Origin of the sequence: Skermanella sp. TT6 (assembly GCF_016653635.2) — a bacterium.
Taxonomy (GTDB): Bacteria; Pseudomonadota; Alphaproteobacteria; order Azospirillales; family Azospirillaceae; genus Skermanella; species Skermanella cutis.
The window spans coordinates 4,326,418-4,343,404 of sequence record NZ_CP067420.1 but is presented as its reverse complement, the minus strand read 5'-3'; the positions used below and the strand labels follow the sequence as shown (position 1 = coordinate 4,343,404).

Genomic DNA, 16,987 nt, shown 5'->3' with positions numbered 1-16,987 from the left:
CTCGGATCATCCGCCAGCTCTATGGCAAAAAATCAATCCAGAGGGAGAGTCGAATGGCATCCGTCATGCAGCATGGCATCGTGGTTCCCGAAGCCCTGGCCGATCATCTCAAGATGAAGCTCAATCGCGAGGGGCCGTTCGATTACATGATCGAACAGGGCGGCGTGATCCCCAACCTGGAAGACCTCACCCTGCTCGAAAGCTTCCTGCGCGACAGCATCGGTGCGGAGAACGACAGCAGGAGCATTCCGGCGGGCTTCACCTTCCTGGGGCAGTTCATCGACCATGACATCACCCTGATGGAACTGAAGATGAACCAGGACGACCTGTCCCGGCGCTTCCCCGTCACCGCCTTCGTCAACCGGCGCACGCCCTTCTTCGAACTGGACTCCGTCTATGGCCTGGGCCTGGAGGCGCCGGGTTCGGGCGAGATCCTGTTCCACCCCGACGGCAAGTTCCGCCTGGGCACCGATACCGGCGGGATCGAGCAGGACGTGCCTCGCGATGCGGAGACGGAACGGGCGCTGATCGGCGATCCCCGGAACGACGAGAACAAGATCATCCAGCAGATCCACAACCTGTTCCAGCGCCTGCACAACCGGTTCATCGATGAGGGGCAAGGCTATGCCGACGCGCGCCTGTCGGTCATGCGCCATTACCAGTACATGATCCTGAACGACTACTTGGCGCGGACCATCCGCAAGGACGTGCTGGAATGGGTGATCGAGCATCAGGCGCCGGCCTATCGCGCCCTCGGCGCGCGGCATGGCGGCGTCCCCGTCATGCCGCTGGAGTTCTCGGTGGCGGCGTTCCGCTTCGGCCACAGCCAGGTCCGCGGCGGCTATGCCCTGAACGACCGGTTCGGCGCCGCCATCTTCAGCGACAATCCCGACGTCCAGGATCTCAACGGCGGCAGGAAGCTGGAGCCGCGCCACGCCATCGATTGGAAGTTCTTCTTCGGTACGATCGGCGAAGGCCCGGTCCAGCCGAGCCGGCGCATCGACCCGCTGCTGACGCCGGCGCTTCGGCTGCTGAAATCGCCGGGCATCCCGGACGCCACGGTGGACAGCCAGGCCAGCCCGCGCTCGCTCGCCAAGCGCAACCTGTTCCGCGCCGCCCAGACCGGGCTGATCAGCGGCCAGTCCGCGGCGGCGGCGTTCGGCTACAAGCCGCTCGCCGACGACCAGCTCGGCCTCGAGATCGTGCCGCCCCCGGCCGGCCAGAAGCTGATTAGGCACACCCCGCTTTGGTACTACGTCCTCCAGGAGGCCCATGTGCAGGAGGACGGCCAGCGACTGGGCGAGGTGGGCAGCCGCATCCTGGCCGAAACCTTCGTCGGCGGCATGCTGGCGGCGCACTATTCGGTGCTGAAGGAGGGTTGGAAGCCCGCCAACCCGGCGCTCGGCACCATGGAAGGCATCGCGGCGCACGTCACCGGCTGACGGCCCCGGCAGCGCGGGCATGAAAAAGGCGATGCGGGCATCATGCCCGCATCGCCCTGGCCTGCCTGGGTGAGCGGAAACCGTCAGAGCGTTTCGATGCTGACGGCTTCCAGGCCCTTCTGACCCTGCTGGACCTTCATCCGCACGCGCTGGTTCTCCTGCAGCGCGCCGACGCCGGACCGCTCGACGGCGGTGATGTGGACGAAGACATCCTTGCCGCCGCTGTCGGGAGCGACGAAGCCGAAGCCCTTCGTGGTGTTGAACCACTTCACGGTGCCCTCGACCTCCTCGGCCGGGCCGGAGCTGCGGTCGGCGTAACCGCCGCCGTAGCCGCCACGGTCGTTGCCGTAGCCGCCGCGGTCCTGGCCGTAACCGCCGCGGTCGTTGCCGTAGCCACCGCGATCCTGGCCATAGCCGCCACCGCCGTAGCCGCCGCGGTCGTTGCCGTAGCCGCCGCGATCCTGGCCGTAGCCGCCGCGCGCGGGGGCGCCCATGCGTCCGCCGGCGCGGCCGGCATCGTCGCGCCGCGGGCGCGGGGAAGCGGTCGTGGTGTCCACGTCGTAGATCCGGCTGACCTGATTGCCCTTCTGGCCCTGGACCAGATCGACCACCACCGTCGAGCCCTCGGGCAGACGGTCATGGCCGACCGCCGTCACTGCCGAAGCGGGCAGGAACGCGTCGGGAGACCCGTCGTCGGGGGCGACGAAACCGAATCCCTTGTTGGGGTCGAACCACTTTACGGTCGCCTTGATCTTTTCGGCGACGGGAGTTTGCTGCTGGAAGGAATGACGCGGGGCGTTAAAGCGCATGGGATAGCCGATCCGTGGAGTCTCACGAAGAACGCATTTTGTCCGCCGAACACGTCGAAAGGGTCATGGTCTCCCATGCCCCTCGGGTCAGATCTTGCCTACCCATCCCTGCCATGCCCCGCAACAAAACGCGCCTACAACCAATTATTACAGTCACGAGCGCCGCTTTCGGAAAAAGTCCCTCAGCAGCTCCGCCGCCCGGCGCTCATCCAGCCCGCCATAAGTCTCGGGAACGTGGTGGCAAGTCGCCTGGTGGAAGAAGCGGGGTCCGTGCTCGACCCCGCCGCCTTTTACATCATAGGCCCCGAAGTACACTCGGCGCAACCGAGCAAAACTGATTGCCGCGGCGCACATGCCGCAAGGCTCCAAGGTCACATATAGATCACAGTCCGGCAGGCGCGGTTCGGCACGCAAAGCGCATGCGGACCGGATCGCCAGCATCTCGGCGTGGGCCGTCGGATCGGCCAGTTCCTCGGTCCGGTTTCCCGCCGACGCGAGCACCTGACCGGTCGAAGCCTCGACGATCACCGCGCCGACCGGGACCTCCCCGCGCGCGGCGGCATCCTCCGCCTCGGCAAGGGCGAGCGCCATGGGGGACGATATCGGGAGAGGTCTGGTCATGCGGCAGACTGGCCGCCCGGCCGGGGCGGCGTCAAGGGGACGGCGCACAGGAAAACTTGCCGCACCCGGCACCCGGTGCCGCACGGTTGCGCCGCGCCGCGAGGTCTGCCCATGCTTCCGCGTCAACCCGCAGGGAGCATTCCGGCATGAGCGACCACATCTACCAGAAGATCGAGATCATCGGATCGTCCTCCATCAGCATCGAGGACGCGATCCAGGGAGCGGTCGCCCGCGCCGCCAAGATGCACGACCACCTCAACTGGTTCGAGGTGGTCGAGACGCGCGGCCATATCTCGGGCGGCAAGGTCGCCCATTACCAGGTCGTCATCAAGGTCGGCTTCCGGCTGGAAGACTGACCGCCGGAAGAGGCCGTCCCTTGCGGCGGTGCCGCCGGCCCCGTAATGTCGCGGCATGTCCGAACACATGCCGCCGCACCGGGCCGGAGCCCGCCGATGACCCCGTCCGACACCTCTCCCGAAGAGGCCTCCGGCGGCCCCGAACGCATCGCCAAGCGGCTCGCCCGTGCCGGCCTCTGCTCCCGCCGCGACGCCGAGCGCTGGATCGCCGAGGGCCGCGTCGCGGTCAACGGCGCCGTGCTGACGACTCCGGCGGTGGTGGTGGGGCCGGGCGACAAGATCGTCGTGGACGGCAAGCCTCTGCCGGAGATGGAGCCGACCCGGCTGTGGCGCTACCACAAGCCCGACGGCCTGGTGACCTCCGCCCGCGACGAGAAGGGCCGGCAGACGGTGTTCGACACGCTTCCGGCGGACCTGCCGCGCGTCGTGTCGGTCGGTCGGCTCGACCTGACGACCGAGGGGCTGCTGCTGCTGACCAACGACGGCGAGCTGGCCCGCTTCCTGGAGCTTCCGTCCACCGGCTGGGCGCGGCGCTACCGGGTGCGGGTGAACGGCATCGCCGACCCGGCCCGTCTCGCCGGTCTGTCCCGCGGCGTCACGATCGACGGCGTGCAGTACGGTCCGATCGAGGCCCTGCTCGACCGGCAGCAGGGCTCCAACGCCTGGCTGACCATCACGCTCCGCGAGGGCAAGAACCGCGAGGTCCGCAACGTGATGGAAAGCCTGGGCCTGACCGTCAACCGGCTGATCCGGGTCGCCTACGGCCCCTTCCAGCTCGGCAAGCTGGAGCGCGGCGAGGTCGAGGAGGTGCCCAGGCGCGTTCTGCGCGACCAGGTGGCGAAGTTCTTCTCCGACCGGGGCGACGAGCCGGTCAAGCCGAACACCGGCACCGCCAAGGCGAAGCCCCAGCCCAAGCCCCACGCGAAGCCGCGGACGCCGGCTTCCGGCCCGGCCAAGGGACCGGCCGCCGGCGGGGGATCGAGGGGCAGGCATGAGACTCGTCGGCGGTAGCCTGCGCGGCCGGCGCCTGGAGGCTCCCGCCGGACGCGACATCCGCCCGACCGGCGACCGCACGCGGGAGGCGGTCTTCAACATCCTCGCCCATGCCGACTGGGCGCCCGACATCGAGGGCGCCCTGGTGCTCGACGCCTTCTGCGGCACCGGCGCCCTGGGGCTGGAGGCCCTGTCGCGCGGCGCCCGGCGCGTCGTCTTCATGGACCGGGGCCGGGAATCGCTGGATCTGGTCCGGCGCAACATCGCGTCGCTCGCCGTCGCCGACCGTTGCGACGTCGTCCGGGCCGACGCCACGCGGCCTCCCCGCGCGCAAGGCCCCTGCGGCCTGCTGTTCCTGGATCCGCCCTACGGGAAGCACTTGGCCCCGGCTGCCCTGTCGGCCCTCCGGGAGCGCGGCTGGTGCGCTCCCGGTGCCGTCGCCGTGGTGGAGATCGCCCTGGAGGACCCGTGGGAGACGCCCGCCTTCGCCGAGGCGCTGGACGACCGCGCCTACGGGGACACGCGCGTGCTGTTCCTGCGGATCGGCGGTCCTACTCCACCGTGACGCTCTTCGCCAGGTTGCGCGGCTGGTCCACGTCGGTGCCCTTGATCACCGCCGTGTGGTACGCCAGGAGCTGCATCGGGATCGCGTAGAGGATCGGGGACACGAAGGGGTGGACGGTCGGCAGGGTCACGGTCCAGCGGACCTTGTCGCGCATGCGCTCCACGCCCGGGGCGTCGGACAGCAGCAGCACCTTGCCGCCCCGGGCCGCCGCCTCCATGATGTTCGACGCGGTCTTCTCGAACAGGGCGTCGTTGGGCGCCAAGGCGATGATCGGGACGTCCTCGTCGATCAGGGCGATCGGGCCGTGCTTCATCTCGCCGGCGGCATAGCCCTCGGCGTGGATGTAGGAGATCTCCTTCAGCTTCAGCGCGCCCTCCAGGGCGATCGGATAGCTGGTGCCGCGGCCCAGGTACAGGGCGTCGCGCGCCTCCGAGACCTCGTGGGCCAGGACGCGCAGGCGCTCGTCGTGGTTCAGCACGTCGACCGCCCGGGCCGGGACCTCGCGCAGCGCCGCGGAGATGGCGGCCTCCTGCTCGGCCGTGATGGCGCCGCGGGCGCGGGCCATGGCGAGGGCGAAGCAGGCCAGCACGGTGAGCTGGGTGGTGAAGGCCTTGGTCGAGGCGACGCCGATCTCCGGGCCGGCCAGCGTGCCCAGCACGGCGTGGCTCTCGCGGGCGATCGTGCTTTCGCCGACATTGATCACCGACAGGATGTGCTGGCCCTGGCGCTTGGCGTAGCGGAGCGCCTCCAGGGTATCCAGGGTCTCGCCCGACTGGGAGATGAACAGGGCGAGCCCGCCCTCGGGCATGGGGGCCTCGCGGTAACGGAACTCCGACGCGATGTCCAGCTCGACCGGCACGCGGGCGACCTGCTCCAGCCAGTACTTGGCGACCATGCCGGCATAGAAGGCGGTGCCGCAGGCGACTACGGTCACCCGCGGGATCGCCGCGATGTCGAAGGGCAGGTCGGGCAGGGTGATGCGGCCGGTGGTCGCCTGGACGAAGGCGTTCAGCGTGTCGCCGATCACCTGGGGCTGCTCGTAGATCTCCTTCAGCATGAAGTGGCGGTGCTCGCCCTTGCCGATCATGGCCCCGGACACGGCAGACAGCTTGATCGGGCGGTCCACCTGCTCGCCGGCGGCGTTGCGGATCACCACGGAGCCGCGATTCAGCACGACCCAGTCGCCGTCCTCCAGGTAGGAGAGGCGGTTGGTCAGCGGCGCCAGGGCGAAGGCGTCCGACGCCAGGTACATCTCGTCGTTGCCGTTCCCGTAGCCGACGGCCAGCGGGGTGCCGCGGCGCGCTCCGATCATCAGGTCGTGCTCGCCGGCGAAGATCAGCGCGAGGCTGAAAGCGCCCTCCAGGCGCTTCAAGGCTTCGGCCGTGGCGTCCACCGGCCGCAGACCCTGGTCGAGATAGGAGGTAACGAGATGGACGATCACCTCGGTGTCGGTCTGGGTCTCGAAGACGTAGTGGTGACCCTCCAGCTCGGCCTTCAGGTCCTGGTAGTTCTCGATGATGCCGTTGTGGACGACCGCCACCTTGCGGGTGGCGTGGGGATGGGCGTTGGTCTCGGTCGGGCCGCCGTGGGTTGCCCAGCGGGTGTGGCCGATGCCGATGGTTCCGGACAGGGGCTGCTCCTGCACGCGCCTGTCCAGGTTGACCAGCTTGCCCTCGGCCCGGCGCCGGTCGATCCGGCCGTTGACCAGCGTCGCCACGCCGGCGCTGTCATAGCCGCGATACTCCAGCCGGCGCAGCCCCTCGATCAGCAGGGGGGCCACTTCGTTCTTGCCGATGATGCCGATAATCCCGCACATGTTCTCTTCGCTCAGCTTTCACACGTCGATTCCGCACTGCACCTTACTGCCACACGTAAGCGGGGCAACCCAAGTAAACTTATGTTTCAGGATGTTGCGCAGCGGATCCGTCCCGGCGCGTGCGGCTTATGACTTGACGAGCACGGGAACCGGCGCTGAAGTGCGCCCGTTACTCCAAACTGTAACCATTGCACGCAGGACGACGATGCCGCCCAGAGTGAATCCGCTGAAGCTCAACCCGCTCCAGCTCAAGACCTTGACCCTGCTTCAGGAACTGGGCCGGCTGATCGGCACCCCCGCTCCCGAGGAGGGGGAGGGCGCCCTTCTGGTCAACCAGTTCCCCCATGCCCACGGCAACCATTTCCATATGGGCGACGCCGTGGTTTCGACCGCCGACGCCAACGGCCTGAGCAATCCGTCGGTCTGGGTGGCGCTGGAGCGCAAGGGCCTGATCAAGTCCCGGTTCCCCCACGCCGCCGTGATCACTCTAGAAGGCATGGGGTACGATACCGGCATGGGCGACAAGATCCTCCACCGCTCGGACCACTGACGGCAGGGGCGTCAGGCGACCACCGGCTCGATTCCGCGGGCCAGCGCCAGCAGCCGGCGGTCGTGGCCGCGCCTGCCGACCAGCATGGTCCCGACCGCCAGCCCGCCGGAGGCGCAGGGCAAGGTGACCGCCGGGCGGTCGAGGAAATTGAACAGCGACGGGTTGCGCAGGACCATCATGTTCAGGCGCGTATAGTCCGCGTCGTCGGCCAGCTCGTCGAACCGGGGCGCCACGACCGGGACGGTCGGCATCAGCAGGGCGTCGAAGTCCCGGGTCTGCTCCGCCGCCTCGGCCATGATCCCGGTGCGCGCCTCCAGCAGGTCGATATAGTCCACGGCCGTCATCCCGGAGCCGCGCAGGATGCGCGACGCGACGCGGGGATCGTATTCCGGCCCCCGGGCTTCGATCAGGTCCTTGTGCCAGGCCAGCGCCTCGGAGGTGACGAAACCGCCCTTGGCGTTGACTCCGGGAATGCGGGCGAGCGCCGGCACCGACAGGTCGGTGATCCGGACGCCGGCCTTGGACAGGCGGGAGAGCGCGTCGGAGAAGGCGGCGGAGACGGTGGCGTCCAGCCCGTCCAGCACGATCTCCCGCGGGACCGCCAGGCGCAGCCCGGCGACGGGGGCCGCGTCCGGGACGGCGGGCGACTCTCCGGCCAGCACGGCGTCGAGCAGGGCGCAGCAGGCGACCGAGCGGGCGAGCGGGCCGACGGTGTCCAGCGTCCGGGACAGCGGCAGCGCGCCGGTCCGGGGCACCCGGGCCTGGGTCGGCTTGAACCCGGCCAGCCCGCAGAAGGCGGCGGGGATGCGGACCGAGCCGCCGGTGTCCGAGCCGATCGCGGCGGCGGCCATGCCGTCGGCCACCGACACGGCGGCCCCCGACGACGAACCGCCGGGAATGCGGTCGCGGTCGCGCGGGTTGCCGGGGGTGCCGTAATGCGGGTTGACGCCCAGGCCGGAGAACGCGAACTCGGTCATGTTGGTGCGGCCGACGATGACCGCCCCCGCCGCCCTCAGCCGGGCCACCGCCGGCGCGTCGGCGGCGGCCGGGGCCGCGTCCTTCAGCACGGTCGAGCCGGCGGTGGTGACTTGGCCCGCGATGTCGAACAGGTCCTTGACGGAGATCGGCAACCCTGCGAGCGGCGACGGCACGATCCCGGCGGCGCGCAGCCGGTCCGACGCTTCGGCCTGCGCCAGCGCCGCGGCGCGGTTGACCGCGACGTCGGCCAGGATGAAGGCGCGCGCGCCCTCGCCGGCCGGATCGGCGATCCGGTCGAACGCCGCCTCCGTCAGCTCGAGGCTGGTGGTGCGGCCGGCGGCGAGGTCGGCCGCCAGGGCGGCGATCGTCTGGACTGCGGGCATTCGGGAACTCTCTCCTGGTTACGTCGTGTGGCTTCGCGAGGATACAGGCACGGGCATGGTCGATCACGCGGGACCGTCGGGGGAACCGTTTTGTGGAGTCTTGCCCCGCTTGCGGGCCATGGCAGCCGCGACCCTTTTCCGTTTGCCCAACGGGGCCGGTTCCGATACTTACCGGCCCGGTGCGTCCGGTCGAGGCCGGACCCTTGAAGCGAGCCCCCTGAAGCGAGCCCGGGATCCAGTGCCGGCATGACCGAAACGATGAACAGAGCGCTGCTGCCCGCCGGCCTGCACGACGTGCTGCCGCGCGAAGCCGCCTTCGAAGCCACCATCGTCGAACGGCTGATGGCCGAGTTCGCGCTGAACGGGTTCGAGCGAGTCAAGCCGCCGCTGATCGAGTTCGAGGCCAGCCTGCTGTCGGGGCCGGGGGCCGCCATGGCGACCCAGACCTTCCGGCTGATGGACCCGATCTCCCAGCGCATGCTGGCGATCCGGCCGGACATGACCCTTCAGGTCGCCCGCATCGCGGTCACCCGCCTTGCCAACGAGCCGCGCCCGCTGCGCCTCAGCTACGGCGGGCAGGTGCTGCGCGTCAAAGGATCGCAGCTCCGGCCGGAACGGCAGTTCGGGCAGGTCGGCGTGGAGCTGATCGGCGCGTTGCAGCCAACGGCCGATGCCGAGGTCGTGCTGCTGGCCTATGCCGCGCTGAAGGCGGTGGGAGCCGCGAATATCTCCGTGGACCTGAACGTGCCGACGCTTGTCCCCTCGGTCTGCCGCGGGCTGGACCTGCCGGAGGACGAGACCGCGCGGCTGCGCCAGGCGCTGGACCGCAAGGACGCCGCCGAGGTGGCGGCGGTGGGCGGCAGGGCCGCCGACCTGCTGGCCGGGATGATGGGGGCGTCTGGACCCGCCGACCGGGCGGTGGAGCTGCTGGCCGGCCTGGACCTGCCGGAGGAGGCCGAGGCCGACCGCCGGCGGCTGACCGAGGTCGTCCGGCTGATCCGGGACGCCGCACCCGAGCTGATGCTGACGGTCGATCCGGTCGAGCACCGGGGCTTCGAGTACCAGACCGGCACCAGTTTCACCCTGTTCTCCCGCGGGGTCCGCGGCGAGCTGGGGCGCGGCGGCCGGTACCGGGCGGGAGGCGGTCCGTCGGGCGAACCCTCGACCGGCTTCACCCTCTATCTGGATACGGTGCTGCGCGCGGTGCCCGATCCGGCGCCGGCGCCGCGCCTGTTCCTGCCGATCGGGACGGATGCCGCCGACGGCGCGCGGCTCCGGTCCGAGGGCTGGATCACCGTGCGGGCGCTGGAAGCGCTGGACGATCCGGCGGCCGAGGCGCGCCGGCTGCGCTGCACCCATATTTTCACCGGCGGCCAGGTCCATCCGGCCGCCTGATCACCAAGGGACCGGCGCGCCGTTCGGCCGCCCGGCCGATGTCCGGAGGGGGCGCCAACCTTCTCCGCTGAGTAGCGTGGAGAGACGAGATGGCAAACGTAGCGGTGGTCGGCTCCCAGTGGGGCGACGAGGGTAAAGGCAAGATCGTCGATTGGCTGTCCAGCCGGGCCGACGTGGTGGTCCGCTACCAGGGCGGCCACAATGCCGGCCATACGCTGGTCATCAACGGTGTCGAGTACAAGCTGAGCCTGCTGCCCTCCGGCGTGGTCCGGCCCGGCAAGCTGTCGGTCATCGGCAACGGCGTCGTGGTCGATCCCTGGGCGCTGGTGCGCGAGATCGAGGCGATCCGGCAGAAGGGCGTCGAGATATCGCCGGAGAACCTGCTGATCGCCGAGAACGCGACGCTGATCCTGCCGATCCATGGGACGGTGGACCGCGCCCGCGAGGAGGCGCTCGGCAATCTGAAGATCGGCACCACGGGCCGCGGCATCGGACCGGCCTATGAGGACAAGGTGGCCCGCCGGGCCATCCGCCTGTGCGACCTCGCCGACGACGCGGTGCTGGAGGAGAAGGTCGAGAAGCTGCTGTTCCACCACAACGCGCTGCTGCGCGGCCTGGGCTCGGACGAGATTAGCCGCGACGAGGTGCTGCAGGGCCTGCGCGAGATCGCGCCGCAGGTGCGGCCCTTTGCTGCGGTGGTGTGGGAGAAGCTGGACGAGATGCGGCGCGCCGGCAAGCGCATCCTGTTCGAGGGCGCCCAGGGCGCCATGCTCGACGTGGATCACGGGACCTACCCGTACGTCACCTCGTCCAACACGGTGTCCGGCAATGCCTCCACCGGCTGCGGCATGGGTCCGGGCGCCGTGGGGTACGTGCTGGGCATCACCAAGGCGTACACCACCCGGGTCGGTTCCGGCCCGTTCCCGACCGAGCAGGTCAACGAGATCGGCGACCGGCTGGGCCAGCGGGGCCGGGAATTCGGCACGGTGACCGGGCGCAAGCGGCGCTGCGGCTGGTTCGACGCCGTCATGGTCCGCCAAGCGGTCAAGGTCGGCGGCATCAACGGCATCGCGCTGACCAAGCTGGACGTGCTGGACGGCTTCGAGGAGCTGAAGGTCTGCGTCGGCTACCGCTACCAGGGGCAGGAGCTGCACCATTTCCCCGCCGGGCAGTCTGCGCAGGCCGGCGTCGAGCCGATCTTCGAATCCATGCCCGGCTGGAGCGAGAGTACCCAGGGTGCCCGGAGCTGGGCCGACCTGCCGGCGACGGCGATCAAGTATATCCGCCGGATCGAGGAGCTGATCGAGGCGCCGGTCGCCATGCTCTCGACCAGCCCGGAGCGCGACGACACCATCCTGGTGACCGACCCGTTTCAGGACTGAGGCCGGAACGCAGGACGCGGGGATCGGGCGACGGCGGGCTATTGCCCGCCGTTTTCCATTCAGGCCCCGAAGACGTCTTCCCACGCCGCCTTCAGCGCCAAGTCCACTTCCGGCAGGGTCGCCAGATGGCCGAGGGCGTGCAGGCTGGTGACGCCGTGCTCGCTGATGCCGCAGGGCACGATGCCGGCGAAATGGCCCAGGTCCGGGTCGACGTTCAGGGCGACGCCGTGGAACGTCACCCAGTGCCGGACGCGGACACCGATGGCGGCGATCTTGTCCTCCTGTCCGGGCAGGCCGCCATAGGGGCGCTTGTCCACCCAGATGCCGACCCGGCCGCACCGTCGCTCGCCCTTGACGTTGAACTGGGCGAGCGTCCGGATCAGCCATTCCTCCAGCCGGTTGACGTAGCCGCGGACGTCCGGACCCTCCATGCCTGCCCGCGGACGCTTCAGATCGATCATGACGTAGGCCACGCGCTGGCCCGGCCCGTGATAGGTGTACTGGCCGCCGCGGCCCGACCGGTACGTGGGAAACCGGCTCGGCTCCAGCAGGTCGCTTTCCCGCGCGCTGGTGCCCGCCGTGTAGAGGGGCGGGTGCTCCAGCAGCCAGACCAGTTCCGGGGCCGTCCCCGCGCGGATCGCCGCGGCCCTCGCCTCCATCTCCGCGACCGCCTCGGGATAGGGCACGGGGTCGTCCGATATGCGCCACTCGACGGCCGGCCGGATGGAGGCGTCGGCGGGAGCGGCGAGGGGGGCGGTCGGCGAAAGCGCGGCTGTCATGGCCATGTCCGGGTGTGATCCTGTTTTCTTCGAAGAAGCCGCTTCAATCGCTTGATCGCGGCATCGGGATTTGGTATTCCCCCCGCACGCTTCAAGCAAGCCCCGCGCTGATTGAGGCGGACGATGTATGCGGTCGTGGCGGAATTGGTAGACGCGCAGCGTTGAGGTCGCTGTGGGCTAACCCCCGTGGAAGTTCGAGTCTTCTCGACCGCACCATCTCTAAGTGCTTGATCCTACGAAAAAGCTGTGCCGGAACCTTGACGGCACGGCTTTTTTGTTGCTCATCGTGCCACGCAAATGGTGACACGAGAGAACTGCGCTGTCGTGCAAGCATCTTGCGCTCATTGATCATATGCGGATGGGGTCAGCTCCGGAACGTGCCGTTCAAGAGCCGACCAGAATGGAATCCCAAGACTTAACCGCGCCCGGCGCGGCTCGAATTCGCAAGAGCGCGAGTTCGGTGATCATCCGTTCTCTCTTCTCGGGGCGGACGGCCGGGGTGAGCCTCCCCGAGCGTCCGCGCGACGTGTCAGGCGGCTTGCCGGGCGGGGGGCAAGGCGACCGCCTCGCCCGACACGTCGATCACGACCTTGCCGCGCAGTCCCCGTGCGGTGCCGTTCTCCAGCAGTTCGTGCGCCTCGGCCATGCGGGCGAGCGGCAGCGCCGCGCCGATCACGGGCTTGACCAGGCCGCGCTCGACCAGGTTTGTGAGCGCGTCGAGCTTGCCTCGGTTCTGACGGGTGAACACGAAATGGTATGCCGCGTTCTTGCCCCAGGCATGGACGAGGTTCTGCGGCTGCGCGATGTCGACGAGGCTGACCACGCGCCCGAATGCCGCGAGCGTGAGCGGGCTTCGCGTGAGCGTGTCACCGCCGATCGTGTCGAAGACGACGTTCACGCCCTCTCCCCCGGTCAGCCGGGCTACCGCCTCCACATAATCTTCGGCGGTGAAATCGATCGCCTCGTCGGTACCGAGCGAATGCACGAAGTCGTGGTCGCGGGCACGCGCCGTCGTGATCACCCGCGCGCCGATCGCCTTCGCCAATTGAACCGCGATCGTGCCGACGCCGCCCGCGCCGCCGTGGATGAGGATCGTCTCGCCGACCTTCAGCTGCGCGCGCTGGACGAACGCCTCCCAAACCGTGCCGCCGACGAGCGTCAAGCTCGCCGCCTCGAGGTGCGTGAGATTCCGGGGCTTGCGGCCGACGAGTTCGACGTCGGCGACGTGCTGCTCAGCGTAGGAGCCGGCGTCGCCGAAGATCTTCGGTGTGTAGTAGACTTCATCGCCGACCGCGAACTCGCGAACGTCCGAGCCCAATTCCTCGACAACGCCCGAGATGTCATGGCCGATGATCGCGGGCAACGGCACGTAGTCCGTGTAGTCGCCGCGGCGGATCTGATAATCGAGCGGATTGACGGCAGTGGCGTGCACCCGCACCCGCACTTGGCGCGGACCGACCTCCGGCACCGGCACCTCGCGCAGCTCGAACGCGTCCGGCCCGCCGAAGCGGGTGAGGACGGCTGCCTTCATGGTCTTGGTCACGACGAATTCCTTTCGGCAGTAGAGGCATGGGCGGGCTCCATGGCCCGTTGTCCCCTTGGGACGCTGCCTATTTGACTTTTCTTGATTCCACTCGGTAGCGGGTCCGACTTAGGATCAGTTTCAACGAATCTTTGAAAGCGGTGCCATGGACGTGAACGACTTGAACCTGTTCGTGCGCATCGCTCAACTCCGGAGCATCAGCTCTGCCGCCCGCGACCTGGGCCTCACTCCGGCGGGAGCGAGCGCCAGACTGGCGGCGCTCGAAAGAAAGCTCGGGGCCAGGCTTCTCCACCGAACGACGCGACAGGCGACCTTGACCGAGGACGGCATCGCCTTCCTGCCGCATGCAGAGCACGTCGTGCTCGCGGCGGAGTCCGCCCGGGCGGCGCTCGGGCGGGAGCAAGCCGTACCGCGCGGCACCCTGTGGGTGGCGGCTCCGGCCTCGTTCGCGCGCATGCATATCGTGCCGGGTCTGCCCGACTTCTGCAGGCGATATCCCGGGTTGGCCCTCGACTTGCGCATCTCGGACAGCGTCGTCGATCTCGTCGAAGGGGCCTTCGATGTGGCGGTTCGCTATGCCGAGCTCAGCGACTCGTCCTTCGTCGCGCGGCGGCTCGCTCCAGACAAGCGGGTGCTGGTCGCGTCGCCCGAGTACATCGAGCGGCGCGGACGGCCGAATACGCCCGACGACCTTGCAGAACACGCCTGCCTCGTCGTCGGTACGCTCGATCTCTGGACATTCCGAGGAAAGGGTGGAGAGCTGATCGAGCGGCGTATCGCCCCAAGCCTGCGAATCAATGACGGCGGTGCCGTGCGCGATGCGGCCTGTGCGGGGCTCGGCGTCGCCCTGATGGCCACTTGGTGCGCCGCGGACGAGCTTCGATCCGGCGCCCTCTTACCAGCCCTTCCCGAGTACCCGCTCGTCTCGACACAGACGCTTTGGGTGCTTTACCCAAGTTCGCGCGAACTGGCGCCGAAGGTGAGGGTCTTCATCGACTGGCTCGTCGAGCGATTCGGGCCGCAACCATACTGGGACCGGGGGCTGGAGAGGATCTTGGGGAACAGTCCATGACGCTCGCTTCCGGGCACTCAGACTGCCGGGAAACTTTCGTTCACCTTACCTGGCGGCTGTTGGTGAGAGATTGCCTGCGGCGTTGCCGTTGCGGGAAAAGGCGAAATCCGCCGCCTCCCTCATTCCTGCACCAAAGTCCACTGCAGGGCCTCAAGCCGGCGTCGGCGTGGCCCCGGCCAGCGTCGCGCGGTGGTCCTGCACCGCGCGCCAGACCAGCACCACCAGGAAGAAATGGAACAGAAATCCCACGATGGAGTAGGCGGCGATCGCGACTTCCACGTCGGCGATCCAGGCGGCCACGGGCAGCACCAGGAAGCGCGGGATCAGGGTCAGGACTTCCAGGATCAGGAACCGGCGCTGCAGGTTGAGCACGGGGACCAGCATCAGGGCCGGCAGGCTGATGAAGCGCATCGCCCACCAGACGACGATCCACTGCGCGAAATAACCGGCTTCGCGCCACGCCTCGCCGAAGGCGAAGGCGTAGAGCCAGGGACCGATGGCAATCATGACGAGCACCGGAAGGGCGACCATCGCCGCCAGCCCACCGGTCGTCCGCAGGAACAGGGCCGACAGGTCCTCGCCCTTGTGGAACATCTCCGCCGCCCGCTGGTAGAAGACCCGGCGGACCGCGTCGCCCAGCAGCGTGATCGGCATCTCGAACAGGCGGTAGGTGAACCAGTAGAGGCCGGCCACGTAGGGGCTGAACAGCGCTGTCAGCAGGATCGACGGCACGGTGATGGTGGTCGAGGAGAGCAGCGCCTGCGGCATGCTGTAGAGCGGGAAATCGCGGTGCTTGACGGCGAGCTGCCTCATCCGCTGGCGCGTGACCATGCGCCGGAGCGACGGCAGGTCGTGGCGGATGATCTGCCAGGCGATGATCAGGGCGCCCATCGCCGTCCCGAAGATCAGCCCCAGCACGAGGCCGTCCACGCCCATGCCGACCAAACCGGCGGCCATCTGGGCGGCCGCGACCCCGAAGGAGCGGCTGATGGTGGACATGGAGATCCGCTTGTACTGCTTGTGCCGGGTCGCCCACACGGCCAGCACCGCCGCCGCCGTGTTGGTCAGGATCAGCAGCGGCAGGAACCAGAGCAGGCCGCTCAGCTCCTGGTATCCCAGCAGGTCGAGCAGGGGATCGCCGAAAGCCCATACGGCCAAGCCCGACGCGGCGCTGACCGCGACGACGATGCCGAGGCTCAGCGCCAGGATATTGGCCGCCTCCGTCTCCGACTTCGCCATCACGATCGCCAACTCGTACCTCCCGCTCGCGACGACCACGAAAGTCATGTTGAGCGCGCCGAACAGGGCGAAGAGGCCGAACTGGTCCGGCGTGAAGAGCCGCATCAGGATCGGATAGGCTAAGACCGTCAGGACCTGGGCCATGGCCGTCCCAGAAGCGAGGACCGCGATGTTCTTCAGGAAAGGGCCACGCAGGACACGAAGTGCTGCTTGCGACAGACGGTTGGCGTCGACTCGGGCCGTCAAGGGAACTCTCTCACACAATCATTCGCAGGATGAAGCGGCGCAACACTGCCATAAACATCAACCGGTCGCGCCGGTTCATGGGGTGAACGCAGTCACGCTTTTGCTCCCCGGGAAAGGGGTGGGCAAGAAGCTCCCCCAAACGGGTGGGCGATACACCCCATCCGGAGTCCTGGACGATCGTAGGTGCCCCGGGGACGGTCAGTCTGAGCCGGCGGCAATGGGCTCGGCTGCGCGCGCCGCCTCCGCCGCGTCGGCCGGAATGTCCGGCTTCGCTCCGGCGAAGGGCTGGCGCGGGGCGGATCCTTTCCGGTCCGCGTGGTACGTCGCGTCCCTCCGGTCGCCGAAGATCACCTCGGTGAACTGGCGGGCAGACTGCTCCCAGGTCAGCCAGGGCATTTCAGCGGTGCCGCGCACCTTTCCCGCCTTCCGGTCCCGCATCCACCGGCGCGGCGCGTCCGCCAGATCCCGTGGCGCCGTGCCGGAGAAGTAGGTCGCGTGGTCGCCGGCGATCTCCCGGAACACCGGGAGGTCACGCGCCAGGATCGGTTGCGCGTGCTTCGCCGCCTCGATCAGCGGCAGGCCGAGGCCCTCGTCCAAGGAGACCGCATGTTCGGCGAGCCCTTCCATGCGGTTTTTCTTCGAAATGGAACAATGTTCCTCAGTATGCGCGTCCGCGGTGCGCGCGTGCGGCCTCAAATATCTCCTGGTTGACATGGATCATCCGCAGTTCCCGGACCGCACGCTATGATCGAAGGCTGATCCGACGCCGACGGTTGAAGCGGTGCGATGGGGGAAATGCGGATCCGGCGGGGCAGTCT

Annotated in this window: 16 protein-coding genes and 1 tRNA gene; 9 read left to right on the top strand and 8 right to left on the bottom strand. The window is 68.7% G+C overall.

Going from position 1 to position 16,987, the window contains the following annotated elements; translation table 11 throughout:
* Positions 1–53 precede the first annotated feature (53 nt).
* Complete coding sequence (locus tag IGS68_RS20260) at positions 54–1,442, top strand: peroxidase family protein (protein WP_201073098.1); 1,389 nt, start codon at positions 54–56, stop codon at positions 1,440–1,442.
* A gap of 83 nt (positions 1,443–1,525) precedes the next feature.
* On the opposite strand, the gene IGS68_RS20255 is transcribed toward IGS68_RS20260, so the two are convergent.
* A complete protein-coding gene (locus IGS68_RS20255) occupies positions 1,526–2,251 on the bottom strand; it encodes a cold-shock protein (protein ID WP_201073096.1) in 726 nt (241 codons plus the stop codon).
* A 153-nt stretch (positions 2,252–2,404) separates the two neighbouring features.
* A complete protein-coding gene (locus tag IGS68_RS20250; protein WP_201073095.1) occupies positions 2,405–2,842 on the bottom strand; it encodes a nucleoside deaminase in 438 nt (145 codons plus the stop codon).
* A 176-nt stretch (positions 2,843–3,018) separates the two neighbouring features.
* On the opposite strand from IGS68_RS20250, the gene IGS68_RS20245 reads away from it, so the two are divergent.
* The 3 genes from IGS68_RS20245 to rsmD all read left to right on the top strand — a co-directional run bounded on the left by IGS68_RS20245 (position 3,019) and on the right by rsmD (position 4,786).
* Positions 3,019–3,228: a dodecin gene (locus tag IGS68_RS20245; RefSeq protein WP_201073093.1), complete on the top strand. Its 210-nt coding sequence runs from the start codon at positions 3,019–3,021 to the stop codon at positions 3,226–3,228.
* A 96-nt stretch (positions 3,229–3,324) separates the two neighbouring features.
* Entirely contained in the window at positions 3,325–4,239 is a 915-nt protein-coding gene (locus IGS68_RS20240) for a pseudouridine synthase (RefSeq protein ID WP_201073091.1), read from the top strand.
* Positions 4,220–4,786: a 16S rRNA (guanine(966)-N(2))-methyltransferase RsmD gene (rsmD, locus tag IGS68_RS20235; protein WP_201073089.1), complete on the top strand. Its 567-nt coding sequence runs from the start codon at positions 4,220–4,222 to the stop codon at positions 4,784–4,786. The genes IGS68_RS20240 and rsmD overlap by 20 nt, the downstream gene beginning before the upstream one ends.
* Here rsmD and glmS read toward each other — a convergent pair.
* Entirely contained in the window at positions 4,773–6,602 is a 1,830-nt protein-coding gene (gene glmS, locus IGS68_RS20230) for a glutamine--fructose-6-phosphate transaminase (isomerizing) (RefSeq protein WP_201073081.1), read from the bottom strand. The two genes, rsmD and glmS, sit on opposite strands and share 14 nt — an antisense overlap.
* A gap of 205 nt (positions 6,603–6,807) precedes the next feature.
* Here glmS and IGS68_RS20225 point away from each other — a divergent pair, with 205 nt between their 5' ends.
* Entirely contained in the window at positions 6,808–7,152 is a 345-nt protein-coding gene (locus IGS68_RS20225; RefSeq protein ID WP_201073079.1) for a hypothetical protein, read from the top strand.
* A gap of 11 nt (positions 7,153–7,163) precedes the next feature.
* Here IGS68_RS20225 and IGS68_RS20220 read toward each other — a convergent pair whose 3' ends face one another.
* Positions 7,164–8,513 carry an amidase gene (locus tag IGS68_RS20220; RefSeq protein WP_201073072.1) on the bottom strand — a complete coding sequence of 450 codons (1,350 nt, stop codon included), beginning with the start codon at positions 8,511–8,513 and terminating at the stop codon, positions 7,164–7,166.
* Between the two features lie 246 nt (positions 8,514–8,759).
* On the opposite strand from IGS68_RS20220, the gene IGS68_RS20215 reads away from it, so the two are divergent.
* The gene (locus IGS68_RS20215; protein ID WP_201073071.1) at positions 8,760–9,908 is read left to right on the top strand and encodes an ATP phosphoribosyltransferase regulatory subunit; all 1,149 of its coding nucleotides are present in this window, start codon (positions 8,760–8,762) and stop codon (positions 9,906–9,908) included.
* A gap of 89 nt (positions 9,909–9,997) precedes the next feature.
* Positions 9,998–11,290: an adenylosuccinate synthase gene (locus IGS68_RS20210; RefSeq protein WP_201073068.1), complete on the top strand. Its 1,293-nt coding sequence runs from the start codon at positions 9,998–10,000 to the stop codon at positions 11,288–11,290.
* A 59-nt stretch (positions 11,291–11,349) separates the two neighbouring features.
* On the opposite strand, the gene lipB is transcribed toward IGS68_RS20210, so the two are convergent.
* Complete coding sequence (lipB, locus tag IGS68_RS20205) at positions 11,350–12,069, bottom strand: lipoyl(octanoyl) transferase LipB (protein ID WP_201081532.1); 720 nt, start codon at positions 12,067–12,069, stop codon at positions 11,350–11,352.
* 129 nt (positions 12,070–12,198) lie between these two features.
* On the opposite strand from lipB, the gene IGS68_RS20200 reads away from it, so the two are divergent.
* Positions 12,199–12,285: transfer RNA gene (locus IGS68_RS20200), tRNA-Leu, on the top strand.
* 313 nt (positions 12,286–12,598) lie between these two features.
* On the opposite strand, the gene IGS68_RS20195 is transcribed toward IGS68_RS20200, so the two are convergent.
* Positions 12,599–13,612: a zinc-dependent alcohol dehydrogenase family protein gene (locus IGS68_RS20195; protein WP_201073067.1), complete on the bottom strand. Its 1,014-nt coding sequence runs from the start codon at positions 13,610–13,612 to the stop codon at positions 12,599–12,601.
* 145 nt (positions 13,613–13,757) lie between these two features.
* Between IGS68_RS20195 and IGS68_RS20190 the strand changes: the two genes are divergently transcribed.
* Positions 13,758–14,684: a LysR family transcriptional regulator gene (locus tag IGS68_RS20190; protein ID WP_201073066.1), complete on the top strand. Its 927-nt coding sequence runs from the start codon at positions 13,758–13,760 to the stop codon at positions 14,682–14,684.
* A gap of 150 nt (positions 14,685–14,834) precedes the next feature.
* Here IGS68_RS20190 and IGS68_RS20185 read toward each other — a convergent pair whose 3' ends face one another.
* A complete protein-coding gene (locus IGS68_RS20185) occupies positions 14,835–16,169 on the bottom strand; it encodes a lipopolysaccharide biosynthesis protein (RefSeq protein ID WP_201073064.1) in 1,335 nt (444 codons plus the stop codon).
* A gap of 198 nt (positions 16,170–16,367) precedes the next feature.
* On the bottom strand, positions 16,368–16,796 hold the full coding sequence (locus IGS68_RS20180) for a glycosyltransferase family protein (protein ID WP_201073062.1): 429 nt from the start codon (positions 16,794–16,796) through the stop codon (positions 16,368–16,370).
* Positions 16,797–16,987: the final 191 nt, after the last annotated feature.